Here is a 16,582-nt window from a genome sequence, read left to right as displayed (position 1 = left end):
ATGAGACTAAGTAACCGAAACAAAGCTCCCATCTATAATTTTGTTAATACATTATTATTGATGATGTTATTGGGTGGAATTATTGCATTTCTATTAGAGGAATATAGATTTAATATTTTAGGAGTTGAAAGCTATCTTTTAATCATCACTCCACTCATTTTATTAATTTTTTTCTACCTTAATGGAAGGCAGATTTTTGAATATGACAGCGACGGAGAAGCGATCCATTTTAGAAACAGAAACATTATTCCATTTCTAAGCAAGGCATTAAGCGATGAATTTCCAAAATACAAACTCATTAAATATGATGTGATCACTATTTTTTATGTTAAAAGATTGTATTTAACCATTTCCAGTAAAAATAGTGGTTCGACCATGTTAAAATATGAAATTTCTTATTTAACAAAAAAAGAAGTTAACGATTTGAAAATTTCACTCAATAAAATAGTCAAAGCAAATAAAGAAAGAAGATAGTAAGAAGTAATGATAGAAGAAAACTCTCACGAAGGCGAAAGCTTAAAAAAAGTTTCAGGACTGTACAAAGACTGGTTTCTGGATTATGCATCTTATGTAATTTTAGATAGAGCTATTCCGTCTGTTTATGATGGATTCAAGCCTGTTCAGCGTAGAATTATGCACTCTATGCGTGAGCTTGAGGACGGCAGATACAACAAAGTTGCCAATATTGTCGGAAATACGATGAAATATCACCCGCACGGTGATGCATCGATTACCGATGCGATGGTAGGAATCGGACAAAGAGAATTACTGATTGATACACAAGGAAACTGGGGGAATATTTATACAGGAGATTCTGCTGCGGCTGCGAGATATATTGAAGCAAGACTGACGCCTTTCGCTTTGGAAGTGGTCTTCAATCCTAAAACTACGGTTTGGTCAAAGTCTTATGATGGCAGAAATAACGAACCAGTAGATTTACCCGTAAAATTTCCTTTGCTTTTGGCACAGGGTGTTGAAGGAATTGGAGTAGGACTTTCTACTAAGATTCTTCCTCATAACTTTAATGAATTAATTAATGCTTCTGTTGCTCATCTAAAAGGCAAAAAATTTGAAATTTTCCCGGATTTTCTGACGGCTGGTTTTCTTGATGTTTCAGAATACAACGACGGTCACAGAGGCGGAAAAGTAAGAGCCAGAGCCAAAATTTCTCAGGTCGACAAACATACTTTGATGATTTCTGAGCTTCCTTTTTCTAAAAACACCGGCGATTTGATTGATTCGATCATTAAAGCCAACGAAAAAGGAAAAATTAAGATCAAAAAAATTGAAGACAATACTTCAGATAAAGTTGAGATTCTGATTTATCTTCATAATGAAGTTTCGCCCGACAAAACAATTGATGCTTTATATGCATTTACCGATTGTCAGGTAACGATTTCACCAAATGCGTGTGTAATTGTTGGTGACAAACCGATGTTCCTGAATGTTTCTGAAATTCTAAGAATGAATACCGATCATACGGTTTCGTTATTGAAAAAAGAATTGGAAATAGAACTCAATGAATTGCAGGAAAGCTGGCATTTTTCTTCATTGGAAAGAATTTTCATCGAAAACAGAATCTATCACGATATTGAAGAGGTGAAAAGCTGGGAAGATGTTTTAAAAACGATTGCAATTGGGCTAAAACCTCACACGGCGCATCTTTTAAGAGAAGTTACGGAAGAAGATATTCTGAGATTGACTGAAATCAGAATCAAAAGAATTTCAAGATTCGATTTAGATAAATTTAAAGAAAATATATTATCACTCGAAGGTAAAATAGAGCAGGTAAGACATCATTTGGCCAATCTGATTGCGTATGCGATTGATTATTATTTAAATATTCAGAAAAAATACGGAAAAGGCAGAGAACGTAAAACGGAATTGAGGATTTTCGATACCATCGACGCATCAAAAGTTGCCGTTGCCAACGAAAAATTCTATGCTAATTTTGAAGAAGGTTTCGTGGGAACTTCATTAAGAAAAGACCAGTTTTTGTTTGATTGTTCAGACATTGACGACATCATCACGTTCAGAAAAGATGGTAGCATGAAAGTCGTAAAGGTGGAAGCCAAAACTTTCATTGGAAAAGACATTCTGCACGTTGCTATCTGGAAGAAAAATGACAAGCGTACGGTTTACAACATGATTTATCGTGAAGGAATGCAAGGTCCTTACTACATGAAGCGTTTTTCTGTAACGGGTGTGACCAGAAATACAGATTATCGTTTAGCTTCAGATGCAAAAGGTTCTGAAACTCTTTATTTTTCAGCCAATCCCAACGGTGAAGCAGAAACAGTGACGGTACTTTTAAAGCCAAATCCAAGAATCAGAAAAAACAAAATGGATATTGATTTCTCAGAAATAGGTATCAAAGGCCGTGATTCTAAAGGAAATTTAGTTACCAAATATTCAGTCAAAAAAGTAGATTTAAAAGAAGAAGGTGTTTCTACTTTAGCACCAAGAAAAATCTGGTTTGATGAGACGGTAAGACGTCTGAATGCAGATGTGAGAGGAACGTTGTTGGGAAGCTTCAAAGGAGATGATAAAATTCTGACCATCAATTCGCAAGGCGAAGCAAAATTAATCAGTTTTGATCTTGGAAACCGTTTTGATGACGAATACATCATCCTTGAAAAGTGGCGACCGCAACAGCCAATTACCTGTATTTATTATGACGGCGAAAAAGATATTTATTTTATCAAGAGATTTTTGCTTGAGAATACGATCAATCCGCAGACCTTTATGCCGTCTGAACATCCGAAGTCTTTTATTGAAAGGATTTTAGTGTCAAATGGCGCAACTGCTGAAATCATTTTTGCAAAAGATAAAGGAAAAGAACGTGATCCTGAAACTGTAAACATCGATGAGTTCATCGCAATAAAAGGTATAAAAGCCATCGGAAATCAGTTCACAAAATTTAAAGTAAAAAACATCAATATTACCATCCCAGAGCCAGAAGAAGAGGAGCTGGAAGTTTACGAAGAACCAGATTTTACTCCATCAGCAGATGATGATGGCGGTACGATTGGCGATTTGTTTGAAGGTGGAAATACTGAGAATTAAGAAAAGAAAATATGGGAATTTTATTCATAACTATAGCAATTACTGCGATTATAAGCTTCATCGCTTTTAATAATCAGGTTATTTTTGAAAAATATAAATTTAACGTTGGAGCAATTCGAAATAAAAAAGAATACCTACGATTGCTTTCTGCTGGTTTTCTACATGCTGATATTATGCATCTGTTATTTAATATGATGACATTGTATTTTTTTGGACCTGTAATTTTGGAAGGATTTGGCACTGTAGGATTTATTATTATTTATATAGGATCAATTCTTTTGGGAAACATTTTTTCTCTTTTTATTTATCAGAAGCAACCTTGGTATTCTGCAATCGGTGCAAGTGGAGGAGTTTCAGGGGTTTTGTTTGCGGCTATCGCTATGGCTCCCAATATGAGTCTATATCTATTTTTTATTCCAATTCCAATTCCCGGATTTATCTTCGGTTTGCTTTACTTTGGATATTCTGTGTACATGATGCTAAATCCAAAGCAATGGGATAACTTAGGACACGCTGCTCACTTAGGTGGTGCTTTTTTTGGTTTGGTTTATGCAATTGCCAACCAACCTGAAGCAGCTATAGAAAATTCTTTATTTATAGGAATTATGGCATTACCACTTCTCTATTTATCTTACGAAATATTTATAAAGAAAAGAATCGGTTAGAGATAACCGATTTTTTTTGAATGTTTGTATTGATAATCTTATTTCAAACCAATCACAAAACGGTCGTTTCCGCTTAAATCTTTTATCAATTCAGCATTTGAGAGAATATCTTGATATAATTCCAAAGTTTCCGAACCTAATTTTTGATTGATCTCTAAGAACAAAAAACCGTTTTTATTTAAATGCTTTATAGAATCTTCTGCAATCTTTTTATAAAAAATTAAAGCGTCTGATGTTGGCGAGAAAAGAGCGATTGTAGGTTCAAATCCTTTTACAGAATTTTCAATTTCTATTTCTTCCTCAATCCCGATATATGGTGGATTTGAAATGATAATATCATAGTTTTCATTCAATTTAAAATTCAAATAATCTGCATGAATAAAATTAACTTCGAGCTGATGAAATTCTGCATTTCTTTTCGCAACTTCCAAAGCTTTTTCCGAAAAATCAATTGATGAAATTTCAGCATTTGGAAAATATTTCTTCAAAACCAAAGGAATAATCCCGCTTCCGGTTCCAATGTCTAAAATCTTTAAACCCTGAACATCAAAATCTGAATTTTGAATTTTCTGAATGGCCATTTCCAGCAATTCTTCAGTTTCCGGACGGGGAATCAATACATTTTCATTCACAAAAAAAGTCATTCCGTAAAATTCAGTTTCACCTAAAATATGCTGATAAGGTTTTCCGATTTTCAATTCGGAAAGAATATTTTGAAAATGATTTTCGTTTACATCTGATAATTGCTGATCAGACATCATCCTTTGTTGAATTTGATTTAAACCTAAAATTTTCTCAACAAAGACTGAATATAGAAAGTCTGTTTCAGAATCTGTATACAATCCTGAAAGTTCCGTTTTAAAGTACTTTTTTAATTCTGAAATTGTCATTTATCTTGTAAAAACCAATTTAGTATCCGTAGATTTTTCCTCATTAATTCTGTAACCTTCATAGTTGAACGCCTTTACGTCATTCAACGTTTTTGCTTGGGTTTCTGCGCAGAATCTCACAACCAAACCTCTCGCATGTTTTGTATAAACCACGATGGTTTTGAGCTTTCCTTCTCTCAATTCATAAAATTCAAAATCGATGATTTTGTGGTTGAGCTTTTTTCGGTCGATCACTTTTCCGTATTCATTGCTGCATAAAAAGAGAAGAGGTTCGTTCTTTTTCATTTCAGAATTAAGCTGTTCTGTCACTTTTTCAGTCCAGAAGCTGTAGAGATTTTTGTATTCATCAAATTCAAATGGTCTTCCCATTTCCAGTCGATACAACATGACCTTGTCGGAAGGTTTAAGCAAACCGTACAATCCGGAAAGCATTCTGTAATTTTTCTGAAGATAATCTACTGCTTTTTTATCTAAAGTTTTCGCATCTAATCCTCTGTAAACTTCTCCTGTAAAGGCAAACATTGCGGGAGCAGATTCTTTTGCGTTTGGTTTTGCTTTCCATTTTTGATTTCTTTCCCAGTTTTCATCTGCCAGTTTTGGAGAGATTTCCATCAGTTCAGAAAGATATTTTGGAGATTTATGTTTTAAAAAAGAATGGATGAATTCCGCTTCTTCAATGAATTTCGGGGTTGTACTTCTCAACAGATCTGTTGAGTTTTCTGTGTTCATTAATTTTGCAGGAGAGGTTATGATTTTCATAGTTTAAATAGAAGATAAGTTTTTAAGATCAGTCAGATTCATAAGCATTAAAGAGATAAAGTCAAACATAAAATGACAGATGATCAAAATTTTAATATTTGAATATTTTTTGTAAAACAGCGCAAATACAATTCCGATAAAAAAAGTAATAACAACCTGACCAATTGTTCCGTAAGTGCTGTGTAGAATTCCAAATAACAAAGCTGAAATGGTAATTCCTAAAACCGGACTGTTGTATATTTTTTCAATTCTAGGCTGAATGTAAGCCCGCATCAATAGTTCTTCAATAACTCCCGCTGTAAGACAGGTGAAAATGATCAGAAAGTAATTGTTTTTAAAAATATAACTGAGATGTAGCAATTTATCACTGACTTTTTCATGAGTGAGCAACTTGATAATTCCATTCAAAAATGTTCCACCAATCACACAGATAAGATAAAGGCAAATTACTGCACCCAAATAAAAACCGGCTGAATATTTTTTGTCTTCCCAAACGAAGAATGATCGATTCTCAATGAAAAAATTATAAAATAATACAAGAATTAAAACCAACCACAGTGACAGTCTGTTGTAGAAAAAGAGTTCAGTGGTTAATGTTTTAAAATTAAAAAATAAATTAATTAAAGGAATTGAATAAAGCATTGACAGTACAAGCAGCACAAAAGTAAGTGCAATGCCTACAGCATATTTTCCGTTGAGACTCATATTGTAAGAATGCTTCTAAATTTCTCCTTTTCCTTGTCTGATTATTTCCGGCTCGCCTGATGTCAGATCTACAATGGTAGAAGCAACATTATCACCATATCCGGAATCAATAACAATATCTACTAAATGATCATATTTCTCAGCAATCAATTCAGGATCAGTGGAATATTCAATGATTTCATCGTCATCTTTTATCGACGTTGATGCAATCGGATGTCCCAATTTTTCAACTATCAATTGCGGAATCGGATGATCCGGAACTCTGATACCAACTGTTTTGTGATTTTTATAAGCTAAAGGCAATGCTTTATTAGCTTCCAAAATAAAAGTGAATGGACCTGGAAGGTGACTCTTCAAAAATCTGAAAACTGAAGTGTCGATGGGTCTTGTAAAATCAGAAAGGTGGCTGAGATCATTACAGATAATGGAGAATTTTGCTTTATCCAGTTTCTGTTTTTTAATCTGAGCGAGCTTTTCCATGGCCTTAATATCAAAAATATTACAGCCCAATGCATAAACAGTATCAGACGGATAAATAATCAGTCCGCCATTATTCAGGGATTTAATCACCTCATTGATAAGGTTTTCCTGAGGATTGTTGGGGTAAATTCTTAGTATTTTTGCCATATAACAAAGATACAAATATTTAAATTATTGAGCGAAAATGCTGTATTTAAAAGAAATCCTTGTAATGTTAAAATTTATTCGTACATTTGCAATCCAATATCGCGGGATAGAGCAGTAGGTAGCTCGTCGGGCTCATAACCCGGAGGTCATCGGTTCGAGTCCGGTTCCCGCTACTAAGTTTAAGTGTTTTCGGTAAACACTCTAAAAATACACCGCGGGATGGAGCAGTAGGTAGCTCGTCGGGCTCATAACCCGAAGGTCATCGGTTCGAGTCCGGTTCCCGCTACTAAGTTAAGTGCTTTCGGTAAGCACTCTAAAGATACACCGCGGGATGGAGCAGTAGGTAGCTCGTCGGGCTCATAACCCGAAGGTCATCGGTTCGAGTCCGGTTCCCGCTACTAAGTTAAGTGTTTTCGGTAAACACTCTAAAGATACACCGCGGGATGGAGCAGTAGGTAGCTCGTCGGGCTCATAACCCGAAGGTCATCGGTTCGAGTCCGGTTCCCGCTACCAATAGGAGAATTACGAAAGTAGTTCTCCTTTTTTTGTATAACTAATTAAAGATTGTACTTGAAGAAATTTGTTTATTGAAATCTCTGAATCTAATTAGACTACTCAATGTTTTTAGAATAGTAATTAATTTAGATTTATGGAAGAAATGGAAATGAAAATCCTTTAGATTGTAAAAAAGAAACACAAAGATACTGGAGGAAACAATGGGAATTTCTTTGGAGATTTCGATCATATTCTAAATATGCCTATTCCGCAAAGAAATGCATTTTTGCAAAATATGGTCAATAGAAAACTGATTGTTTTTCGTGAAGGAAGTAATGCAAGAATGATAATGTTGCCGAAATAATTGCAAGAGTCTTAATTGGACTCTTTTTTGTTTCAAAAATTACAGACATAAATACTTAGTAATGAAACTTAAAGCAATCATCCGGGAAGAAGTCAAGACTTCAGACAAATCGATTATTGTCGAGTTCGAAGGAGACGAAAAGAAACAGCATTTTGAAGTCAGATGCTTATTCAGTCCTTTTATCTGGAGATGAAAAAATGGGAATCGTGGATGCTAAACATCAAAATGGAAAGTGAAATCTATACTGAACCGAAAACCGGAGAGAAATCTTACTTTACACATCTCTTGTGCAAAAAGGCTGAATTAATAAATTCACCACATAGAAAAGACTAATACTATTTAAATCCGTAAACAACACTTTATTGTCTGTTTCTCAAAATATCTTCTAAATTTAAAATCTCTTGCCCTCTTTCATCGTTTTTAATAAACTTATTTCCTTTCAGTATAAAATCCCCTGTGATTCGACCGTTAAAATTTAGTGAAAAAGAAGAAGAAGTAAAACATAAATCGTCAGCCATATAACGAAAGACGTTAACAGAAATTATAGGATTCTCTCTCAAATCTTTATCATTTTCTTGGTCACTAGTAATAATCTCTTCAAGTGTTTCATGAGCTATAGTTAAATCATGTAATTTGTTAGTACTTTTAATATGGTCTGAGGCATATATATAATTAGTAGGTTTTACATAGAAATTTTTTATGGAACTTTTTCTATAAAAAATTTCTAAATACCCCTTATTAAGATGCACCATTTCATCATTTAAAGAATGAAATAATCCTAATTTTTTTAGATCAATCTTAAGATTTTTTGATTGTTTAATGTACTCCCAACCCATCTTGTCAATAATATTATCTTGTATAATGTCTACCAGACTTATGACATTTAAACCATCATAAGAAAATGTGTCGATAAACATTTTAGTTTCTTTACCTGCTCTGTGAGCTACATCTAAAGACATTTCAAAATTAAGTGAAAACTCATGAACAACCTTTCTAACAGGTATTTTTAAAATTGTCTCCCACCTTTTATCTAAAGCAGAATATACTGTCAAGCATTCAATACCATAACTCTTTGCTTTATTAAGAGCTGCTGAACTAAATCCCTTAGAACAAATTAGTATACCTTTGTTAGCATTTACATCTTCAATTACCTGCTGAAACTGATCGACCACTTTTATGTCAGCTTTAATTTTATAGTCTTTTGCCTGAACAATTATCAAGTGATCAGTTCCCGCAAACTGATATTTAATTGAAACATCTATTTGTCTAGAAATTTTTGCACGCTCATCATAAATGTGATCATCATGGGTGATTTCTGCATTTGGTTCTAAACTTCGATACATTTGCTCTATTAAAAGTTCATACTCTTTGCCTGCTTTCATTTGGATATAAAATGGTTACTATTTTAATTAAGTTTTCGTATGACAAATTCGTTCCATATATCCTTCTACCGTCAATTTCCAATTGGAAGCTATTATCAAGGACATTCACTGTAACGAATTGATTGTAAGTATTCAAATATGAAAATCTTTTTGTACTTCGAGCTTTAAATCCGAAGGACTTTAATTTATCTATTTGATCTTTAGAAATTGCCATTGAGTAAATATAGTAATTAATTAGTGATCTTTTATAAGCCCCAACTCGTAAGGCATAGGTAAAAATCATATAATTTTTAAAATAGAACTTAAAGTAATAAATAAAATTAGGCTTCCAAAAAATGAAAGCCCAATAAGAATTCTAAACGGTTTAATAAACCGGCTATGTAAATTTAATAAATATTTCTATATTCGTGAAAAACTATTATCAATATGGAAAATAACGAAAATAATTCATTAGAAAATATTGTTGATGCAATGACAACAATTGCAACAGGTATTCCAGCTCCAATTCAGAAAAACTTTTGGACTTCAGTTGGAAAACTTTGCACAGCTGCCGTGGATATTCCGGTTGCATATTTAGAAGGACAGGCTGATTTACGAAGAGCGAATACCGAGGCAAGGAAATTACTTATAGGAAATATTACAGAAAATATGAGTGATCAAATTGAGGTGCCTGAAGTCTATAGCATAAAGGCTGTTGAAAGATTTGCTTCAAAGATTATTAAACAGCAGATAAATTTAGACCAAATAGTCAGTAATGCAGCTAATAATTTAGCTCATACACACATTTCAGATTCCGAAACTGTCGATGAAATTTCAGAAGATTGGTTAAATAGTTTCGAAGAAATCGCAAAGTTGAAAAGTAGTGATGACATGAGACTTTTCTATGGCAAATTATTATCAAATGAAATTTCAAATCCTGGTTCTTTCTCTTTAAAAACCATCAATGTTGTATCTCAATTAGATTCGGCAGTTGCCTCTATTTTTTTAAAATTTTGTAATGCGTCTTTTTATATTCCACTCGAAAATAAAGTTCCTATTGCAATGATGCCTGTTTTAGGAGACGGTTTTAAAGATTATACAGCATTGGGTATTCTATATCATGAAATACAGACTTTACAGAATTATGGCTTGATTCATAGTACAACATCAGGACTTAGATTATCTGAATTTCCAGATACTACAACTACAATTTCTCATGGAAAAAAAGAATACTATCTTGAAACTATTGAACTAGGCAAAAATCCCCAAAATATAAATCCTACAGGATACTTTTTAAGTATAGCAGGATTAGAAATAATGCCTATATTAGATTTAAATGGAAATTTGGATGTTCTAGAAAATTTTTCAGAATTCTTGAAAAGTAAAAATATTAAACTTACAGAAAAGAAAGAATAAAAAATTCCGTTATATTAACGGAATTTTTTTATTCTTTTATATCCTAATTTTTATCTAAAAACTAAAATATAAATCAGATTCTGCCTTCCACGTCTAACTAAACCTCGCAGTTTTACACCTTGAGCAGTAATGTACCTGTTTTCAAACCAATCCTTAATAACGTCTTTCGATGATTTTTTATTGATCAAATCAAATAATGTAGAAGATCCTCCGGTATTATATGTATGTGATACTAAAGCATCAAATTGACTTTGGTTTTAAAGCCTCAATAGTTTTAGGACCTACTACACCATCATCGGCAACACCAAGAATTCTTTGAAGAATTTTAATGCCCCAAACTCCGGAAGTTCTAGTCCGGTTCCCGCTACCAATAGGAGAATTACGAAAGTAGTTCTCCTTTTTTATGTTAATAATTATGAAGTAATTTTCATAAAAAAATCATAAATTAGTTGTTTAAGTAGGGATTTGTCAAAATTTTAATAACTTTAATGGTAAAGTTTTAGATTGTATTTAACTCAAATACGAATTAAAATAACTTGAAATTGTTAAACTTGTTTTGAAACTCAAATTTTAAATAGTTCAAAAAGAATAATTCAAATAAAAGATTTATGGAAAATTTACAGCAAACGAAAGTCGAAAAGATTGAAGCATTTATGAAAAAATGGTTTGAACATTTTGACCGATTAGATGAAAACAGCTTCTTCCTTCAATATTTGTCTGAAGATGTAAAAATGAAGTTCCCAGGGAATGATTTGTTTACCGGGCATGAAGGATTTAGCAATTGGTTCACAGAATCTAAAAACCATCTTGTAGCCAATACAACGCACTATGTTTCTGATATTAAGATTACAGAAAATGCCAACAACCAGTTTGATATTGCTTTTGACGTAAGATATGTAGCAGAAATGAAAGACCAGAAAATTGATATGGATGTGAAAGAAGATTGGAAATTGACCTGGGATGACGTTAAAAATCAACCTTTAATATCAGAATACATCGTAAGTTAGTTTACATATAAAAAAATATACTCGAAAAAAAATCCCGCTTCGTAGAAGCGGGATTCATTATTTAGTTAACCAGAGTACTGAAATTCTGAAGTTTATAGTCGTCAGATTTAAGCTGGTCGAAGTAAGTCGATTTGTTGTTTCCTTTCATCTTTTTCACAGCGCCTACAGCTCCTGAGAAATCTTTGTCAATTTTTGAAGCGATTTCTGTTGGTTTGAAGTCTAGCTTTACGCTGTCATCTTGCACTCCTAAGTATCCGTTCTTTTTAGTAACGTAATTGATGTAGTTTTCGTAGATTCCTAAAGTATTTCTGAAATATTGTGTGTGATAGTTCATGCACTTTTTAGTTAGCTTAGATTTTCCTAAGATACAGCTTGCCATATTTCCTTTATAAAGATCAAATTCCTGAGACACTTTATCGTACTCGTTTTGCAAAGCAGTTTTTCCGTTATCTAAAACAGTGGTATTTCCTTGTTTTTCACTGATTTTTTTTAAATGTTCTACGACGATAGGAACCGTAGCTTCGATTTTTGATTTAGCCTCGGTCACTGAGCCGAAAACTGATGACACCTGAGCCGATGTTAAGCTAAAAATAAATAATAATAAAACAGTTAGTAGATTATATCTTTTCATGAGAAATTTTTAAAGCACTAAAATAAATATATTTTCTCAGTTTAAGCAAGTAGATTTTAATTTTATTTAATAAATTTTAACAAGTTTTATGAATTTATGACTTTATGAAGTCGATTGATGCTAATATTTAGTCATAAAATAAGGTCAGTTAAAAATTTAACATATTTTAATAAAAAATATAATACTGATAATCAGGGATTTAATTAAATCAAATCTTTATCACTAAAAAAATAGTTGTTCGATTGAATTTAATTTCTACATTTGTATAACTAATTTACTAGTGATATAGAAATCTCTCGTAAAAATAAGATAATGAAAGCTATGAAGATTCAAAACTTAACAAAAGCAGAAGAGCAGGTAATGCAATATTTATGGAAACTCGAAAAAGGTTTTCTAAAGGATGTGCTTGATCTTTTCCCGGAGCCTAAACCTCATACGAATACGGTTTCAACCATTTTGAAGGTTTTGAAAGAGAAAGAATTTGTCGACTACAATATATATGGAAGGCAGCACGAATATTTTTCTTTGGTTTCTAAAGAGCAATATTCTGGTAAGACGATGAAAAGTCTTGTGAAAAATTACTTTAAAGGTTCTTACAAAAGTGCCGTTTCTTTTTTGGTTGAAAAAAACGAAATGACCGTCGAAGATCTTGAAATGTTACTCAACGAACTCAAAAAGAAAGACTAATATGGAAGCACTGATTTTATATTTCGGAAAAGTAATCATCTGCTCAGGTGTACTATTTTTCTATTATCAGTTGTCTCTTAAAGACAAGACGTTTCATCATTACAACAGATTTTATTTATTGTTTGCGATGATTGTCTCTCTATTTCTTCCTTTAATAAGAGTAGAAGATTTTACGATTGAAGTAAGCAATGACATTTATTTGCTCATTAATAAAATACAGAATTTAAATACAAATAAAACAGCAGATCATGATTACATTTATTTTAGAATTGTTTTTTCAGCTTTGGGATTGGTGTCTTTCTATTTTTTAGGAAAACTGATATACGGAGTTTTAAAAATTATACAATTTAAAAAGCAGTTTCAAAAAGAAACTTTCGAAGGGGTCAATTTCTACCAAACCAACCTTTCAGAAGCCCCATTTTCATATTTCAAAAATCTCTTTTGGAAGAATACGATTGTCATCAATTCAGACATTGGAAAGCAGATTTTAAAGCATGAAATGGTTCACATCGAGCAGAAACATTCGTATGACAAGATTTTCATCGAGATCATTACCGCTATTTTCTGGTTCAATCCGTTCTTTCATATTATCAAAAAAGAAATAAGCTTAATTCACGAATATCTGGCTGATAAAAAGGCCGTCAAACAATCGGACACCAAAGCATTTGCGCAGATGCTATTAGCAAGCCACTTTTCCGGAAAAGAGTTGCCAGCGACCAGTCCGTTTCTAAGTTCAAACCTTAAAAAAAGACTTAAAATGTTACAAAAACCACAAACCAAATTCGGTTATGCGCGTAGAATTTTTGCATTACCGGTGTTATTTACAGTTGCTTTCGCATACATGGTGAACGCAAAAAACAAAGAAATTGCCGAAACCAATATTGAAATCGAGAAAGCAGTTTCTGAAATTAAAAGAGATACCATTTCTCCTAAAAACAATGTGGATCAAATTGTAGAAAGCCAGGAAGCCAAACTTTCAAAAGCAAGTGATAAGCTGAAATTACAGTCTGAAAAGCTGAAAACTTTAAGTGAAAAATCAAAAGAAAAAGCTGCGGAACTGAAGAAAATTGCCAAAGAAAAAGGTGATAACAGCTATGAATTTGAATTGAAGGCAAAAGAATTGAAACAGCTTTCCGGTGAGATGGATAGAATTATGGATAAAGATCTTTCTTACCATTTGGATATGGAAAGTGTTGAAAAGCTTCAGAAAAGATTGGGATTTCAAAATCCAAAATTAAACTTAGAGAATAGAAAATCAATCAGGATTTCCCCGGATGGACACAAATACAAAGTTAGAATAAATGGTAATGACGAACAAGGTTATGATGTGGATGAATTTTTGTATTCAAAAGACTTCAAAGAAAAATCTGGGCTTTCAGATGATAAAATTAGAACTATGAAAGAGGCTCTAAATTTGTCAGGCCGCAAAATAAATGAATTTTATATCAGTGGTAATAAGATTTTTTCAGACAGTAGTGTCCCTATGCCGCCAACTCCTATAACTCCTCCAATAGTAGCTCGTGGATACACAGGAGTAGCAAAATATACTGATGTAAAGCCCTATGTTTTATCTAAAAAAGACCAGAGAAAATTTGAAAAATTATCAAAAGAAAAGGCTGAGTTGGCAAGAAAACAAGCAGAAATTTCTAAGAAGCAGGCAGAAATTGTAAAAGAACAAATACCGGTAGGAAATCCTTGGATCATTTCAGTGGATGCACATGCAAAACCAAAAACCAATTATTCAGTTACTTCCAGCTACACGGAGTCAGGAATGCCTGCAAACAGTAAAATTCTTTCTAAAAGTTCGGTTTACACAACAGTTGCAAAAGATATGATTGTTAGTAATTCAACGGATAATATAAAAATTTTCATTGATGGTAAAGCAAGTTCGAATGAAGAAATGAAAAAGCTTGACACTAATAAAATATCCAGTATAACTGTGAATAAAACAAAAACAACAGGAAATGAGGCAGGAGAAATTCATATTAAAATGAAAGACTAAATTATCATAAAACAAAATCATGGAAACTGTAACCTACTGTTTAAAAGCAATTGTATGCTCCGGAATATTGTATGCGTATTATCTTCTATTTCTGAAAGACAAAACATTCCATCATTACAACAGATTTTATCTTTTATTGTTGGTTGTGGTTTCACTGATTTTGCCATTGCTGAAAATTGAATATTTTACGATAGAATTCAGCAATCAGGTTTTTCTCGTGATCAATAAATTTCAAAGCTTTACAGATTCTAAAAACACAAATGATGGAATCAATTACTGGGAATATATCAACTTTGGAATTATAGGAATTGCAATACTGCTATTGTCAAAACTCGTATTTGGAATTTTAAAGATTATTCGATTTAAAACTCAATTTAAGAAAGAAAATTTTGAAGGAATCAATTTTTACCAGACCAATCTTTCAGAAGCTCCGTTTTCTTATTTTAAAAATTTGTTTTGGAAGAATACAATTATCCTCAATTCAGATCTTGGAAAGCAGATTTTAAAGCATGAGATGGTTCACATCGAGCAGAAACATTCGTATGATAAGATTTTTATTGAAATCGTTACCGCTGTTTTCTGGTTCAATCCGTTTTTTTATTTAATTAAAAAAGAAATTAACTTAATTCACGAATATCTGGCGGACAATAAAGCCGTGAAACAATCGGACACCAAAGCATTTGCGCAGATGCTTTTAGCAAGTCACTTTTCTGGAAATCAGTTGCCTGCGACCAGTCCTTTTCTCAGTTCAAACCTTAAAAAAAGACTTAAAATGATTCAAAAACCAAAGACAAAATTCGGATATGTGCGCAGAATTTCAGCGTTGCCGGTTTTATTTACCGTCGCTTTCGCTTATATGGTGAACGCAAAAAATAAGGAAATAGAAAAGGTTAATCATGATGTTGAAAAAATAGTTCAATCATTAGAATTTAAAAATAATCCTACAGAAGTTCAACCGAATACTGAAAATGTTTCAGTTGAAATAATTAGAGATACTATAAAACCACCGGTGTCTGAAGTTTCAAACACCAACACTATTTCAAACCTGAAAATTACTAGCAGTGTAGAAAATTCTTGGGGAAACCAATTGAAAGATGCAGGTGAAAGCGATATATTTCTTGTGGACGGTAAGAAAGTGAGCAAAGATGTCTTTATTGATTTTTTTGGTAAAAATATAGATACACCCAATTATATTTTTAGCCACTCAACGCCTAAAAATGATGATATTAAAGTAATGATTTATAGTGCTGCCAAAAATAGCGATCAACTTTCCAGTGCTGTGCGAAACAAACTGATGAAGGAGAATAAGGTGGGTAATGATATGTTTTTGTACATGACTAAAATGATATCTACTGATCAAGAAAGAGAAAATCTGAGACAATCAGTTTTGGAAGCAGCAAAAGCAAGAAAAGCAGTGGAGGAAGCACAAGATAAGAGGGGAAATGAGGTAAGCAAAAATTTGGATTTCAAAAAAGGACGTGATTATAATAAAAACCCTTTAAATCAAAACGAAATTAAAGAGCTGCGAGCTGATGCTGAAAAACTTAAAATTAAATCAGAAAAAGAGTTTGAAGCCAGAAAAGATAATATGATTATTTTCAAATATGATGCAATTGTTTCTTATGTTAAAAATGAAGATCAATCAATAACAAAGGATGATAGAAAAGATCCTGTAAAAGCAACCGTAATGATGATGCCTCTCATAGATGGAAGATTTTTTGTTGACGGAAAAGAATTCACAAAAGAAGAGCTGAAAAAATACATGAAGAGTTTTGAAGAAGACGTTTTTAGAAAAGATATTGCTTCTGCAAAAGCTCCTTTCAAATCTGTAAAAATGTACAGAACTCCTTACGGAGATAAAGGTTTCTCAAAACTTGATAAAGTAGAATTTTCCACAAAATAAATTT

At 32.6% G+C, this 16,582-nt stretch carries 16 protein-coding genes, 4 tRNA genes and 1 pseudogene; 13 read left to right on the top strand and 8 right to left on the bottom strand.

Translation table 11 applies throughout. The annotated features are described in order from the left end of the window. Genes LNP04_RS03645 through LNP04_RS03635 form a run of 3 tightly spaced genes read left to right on the top strand, consistent with a single transcriptional unit; the run spans position 1 to position 3,731 of the window. The gene (locus LNP04_RS03645) at positions 1–474 is read left to right on the top strand and encodes a hypothetical protein (RefSeq protein ID WP_229985216.1); all 474 of its coding nucleotides are present in this window, start codon (positions 1–3) and stop codon (positions 472–474) included. A 9-nt stretch (positions 475–483) separates the two neighbouring features. Then, positions 484–3,066 (top strand): DNA gyrase/topoisomerase IV subunit A, encoded by a 2,583-nt coding sequence (locus tag LNP04_RS03640; RefSeq protein WP_407928632.1) that lies wholly within the window; start codon positions 484–486, stop codon positions 3,064–3,066. Between the two features lie 11 nt (positions 3,067–3,077). Next, the gene (locus LNP04_RS03635) at positions 3,078–3,731 is read left to right on the top strand and encodes a rhomboid family intramembrane serine protease (RefSeq protein ID WP_229985215.1); all 654 of its coding nucleotides are present in this window, start codon (positions 3,078–3,080) and stop codon (positions 3,729–3,731) included. Between the two features lie 38 nt (positions 3,732–3,769). Here LNP04_RS03635 and prmC read toward each other — a convergent pair whose 3' ends face one another. From prmC to LNP04_RS03615, 4 genes are read right to left on the bottom strand one after another with little or no spacing between them, the layout of a single operon-like run. Continuing rightward, the gene (prmC, locus tag LNP04_RS03630; protein ID WP_229985214.1) at positions 3,770–4,621 is read right to left on the bottom strand and encodes a peptide chain release factor N(5)-glutamine methyltransferase; all 852 of its coding nucleotides are present in this window, start codon (positions 4,619–4,621) and stop codon (positions 3,770–3,772) included. Continuing rightward, positions 4,622–5,380 carry a YaaA family protein gene (locus tag LNP04_RS03625; protein WP_229985213.1) on the bottom strand — a complete coding sequence of 253 codons (759 nt, stop codon included), beginning with the start codon at positions 5,378–5,380 and terminating at the stop codon, positions 4,622–4,624. Between the two features lie 3 nt (positions 5,381–5,383). Beyond that, positions 5,384–6,085 (bottom strand): CPBP family intramembrane glutamic endopeptidase, encoded by a 702-nt coding sequence (locus LNP04_RS03620; RefSeq protein WP_229985212.1) that lies wholly within the window; start codon positions 6,083–6,085, stop codon positions 5,384–5,386. A gap of 15 nt (positions 6,086–6,100) precedes the next feature. Further along, positions 6,101–6,712 (bottom strand): L-threonylcarbamoyladenylate synthase, encoded by a 612-nt coding sequence (locus tag LNP04_RS03615; RefSeq protein WP_229985211.1) that lies wholly within the window; start codon positions 6,710–6,712, stop codon positions 6,101–6,103. A gap of 100 nt (positions 6,713–6,812) precedes the next feature. Here LNP04_RS03615 and LNP04_RS03610 point away from each other — a divergent pair. The 5 genes from LNP04_RS03610 to LNP04_RS19465 all read left to right on the top strand — a co-directional run bounded on the left by LNP04_RS03610 (position 6,813) and on the right by LNP04_RS19465 (position 7,764). Continuing rightward, positions 6,813–6,885, top strand: a tRNA-Met gene (locus LNP04_RS03610). Positions 6,886–6,925: 40 nt separating this feature from the next. Beyond that, positions 6,926–6,998 (top strand) — tRNA-Met (locus tag LNP04_RS03605). A 39-nt stretch (positions 6,999–7,037) separates the two neighbouring features. Then, positions 7,038–7,110: transfer RNA gene (locus LNP04_RS03600), tRNA-Met, on the top strand. Between the two features lie 39 nt (positions 7,111–7,149). Further along, positions 7,150–7,225: transfer RNA gene (locus tag LNP04_RS03595), tRNA-Met, on the top strand. 407 nt (positions 7,226–7,632) lie between these two features. Next, complete coding sequence (locus tag LNP04_RS19465; RefSeq protein ID WP_262907448.1) at positions 7,633–7,764, top strand: hypothetical protein; 132 nt, start codon at positions 7,633–7,635, stop codon at positions 7,762–7,764. Positions 7,765–7,930: 166 nt separating this feature from the next. Here the strand turns inward: LNP04_RS19465 and LNP04_RS03590 are convergent, their stop codons facing one another. Continuing rightward, positions 7,931–8,953, bottom strand: coding sequence for a restriction endonuclease (locus LNP04_RS03590; RefSeq protein ID WP_229985210.1), 1,023 nt, complete (start codon positions 8,951–8,953; stop codon positions 7,931–7,933). 426 nt (positions 8,954–9,379) lie between these two features. On the opposite strand from LNP04_RS03590, the gene LNP04_RS03585 reads away from it, so the two are divergent. After that, a complete protein-coding gene (locus LNP04_RS03585) occupies positions 9,380–10,348 on the top strand; it encodes a DUF2806 domain-containing protein (protein WP_229985209.1) in 969 nt (322 codons plus the stop codon). Between the two features lie 50 nt (positions 10,349–10,398). On the opposite strand, the pseudogene LNP04_RS19545 reads toward LNP04_RS03585, so the two are convergent. Beyond that, a pseudogene (locus LNP04_RS19545) lies at positions 10,399–10,545 on the bottom strand (hypothetical protein); the annotation flags it as partial. Between the two features lie 43 nt (positions 10,546–10,588). Next, entirely contained in the window at positions 10,589–10,672 is an 84-nt protein-coding gene (locus LNP04_RS19540) for a putative peptidoglycan-binding domain-containing protein (protein ID WP_407928654.1), read from the bottom strand. 284 nt (positions 10,673–10,956) lie between these two features. Between LNP04_RS19540 and LNP04_RS03580 the strand changes: the two genes are divergently transcribed. Further along, positions 10,957–11,355 (top strand): hypothetical protein, encoded by a 399-nt coding sequence (locus LNP04_RS03580; RefSeq protein WP_229985208.1) that lies wholly within the window; start codon positions 10,957–10,959, stop codon positions 11,353–11,355. A gap of 61 nt (positions 11,356–11,416) precedes the next feature. Here LNP04_RS03580 and LNP04_RS03575 read toward each other — a convergent pair whose 3' ends face one another. Continuing rightward, the gene (locus LNP04_RS03575; RefSeq protein ID WP_229985207.1) at positions 11,417–11,986 is read right to left on the bottom strand and encodes a hypothetical protein; all 570 of its coding nucleotides are present in this window, start codon (positions 11,984–11,986) and stop codon (positions 11,417–11,419) included. Positions 11,987–12,307: 321 nt separating this feature from the next. Between LNP04_RS03575 and LNP04_RS03570 the strand changes: the two genes are divergently transcribed. Genes LNP04_RS03570 through LNP04_RS03560 form a run of 3 tightly spaced genes read left to right on the top strand, consistent with a single transcriptional unit; the run spans position 12,308 to position 16,578 of the window. Further along, the gene (locus LNP04_RS03570) at positions 12,308–12,673 is read left to right on the top strand and encodes a BlaI/MecI/CopY family transcriptional regulator (RefSeq protein WP_229985206.1); all 366 of its coding nucleotides are present in this window, start codon (positions 12,308–12,310) and stop codon (positions 12,671–12,673) included. Between the two features lies 1 nt (position 12,674). Then, entirely contained in the window at positions 12,675–14,675 is a 2,001-nt protein-coding gene (locus tag LNP04_RS03565; protein WP_229985205.1) for a M56 family metallopeptidase, read from the top strand. Positions 14,676–14,694: 19 nt separating this feature from the next. Then, positions 14,695–16,578, top strand: coding sequence for a M56 family metallopeptidase (locus tag LNP04_RS03560; protein WP_229985204.1), 1,884 nt, complete (start codon positions 14,695–14,697; stop codon positions 16,576–16,578). The last annotated feature ends 4 nt before the right edge of the window (positions 16,579–16,582 follow it).

It is taken from the genome of Chryseobacterium sp. C-71, from assembly GCF_020911865.1.
Taxonomy (GTDB): domain Bacteria; phylum Bacteroidota; class Bacteroidia; order Flavobacteriales; family Weeksellaceae; genus Chryseobacterium.
This window is presented reverse-complemented; position numbering and strand designations above follow the sequence as displayed.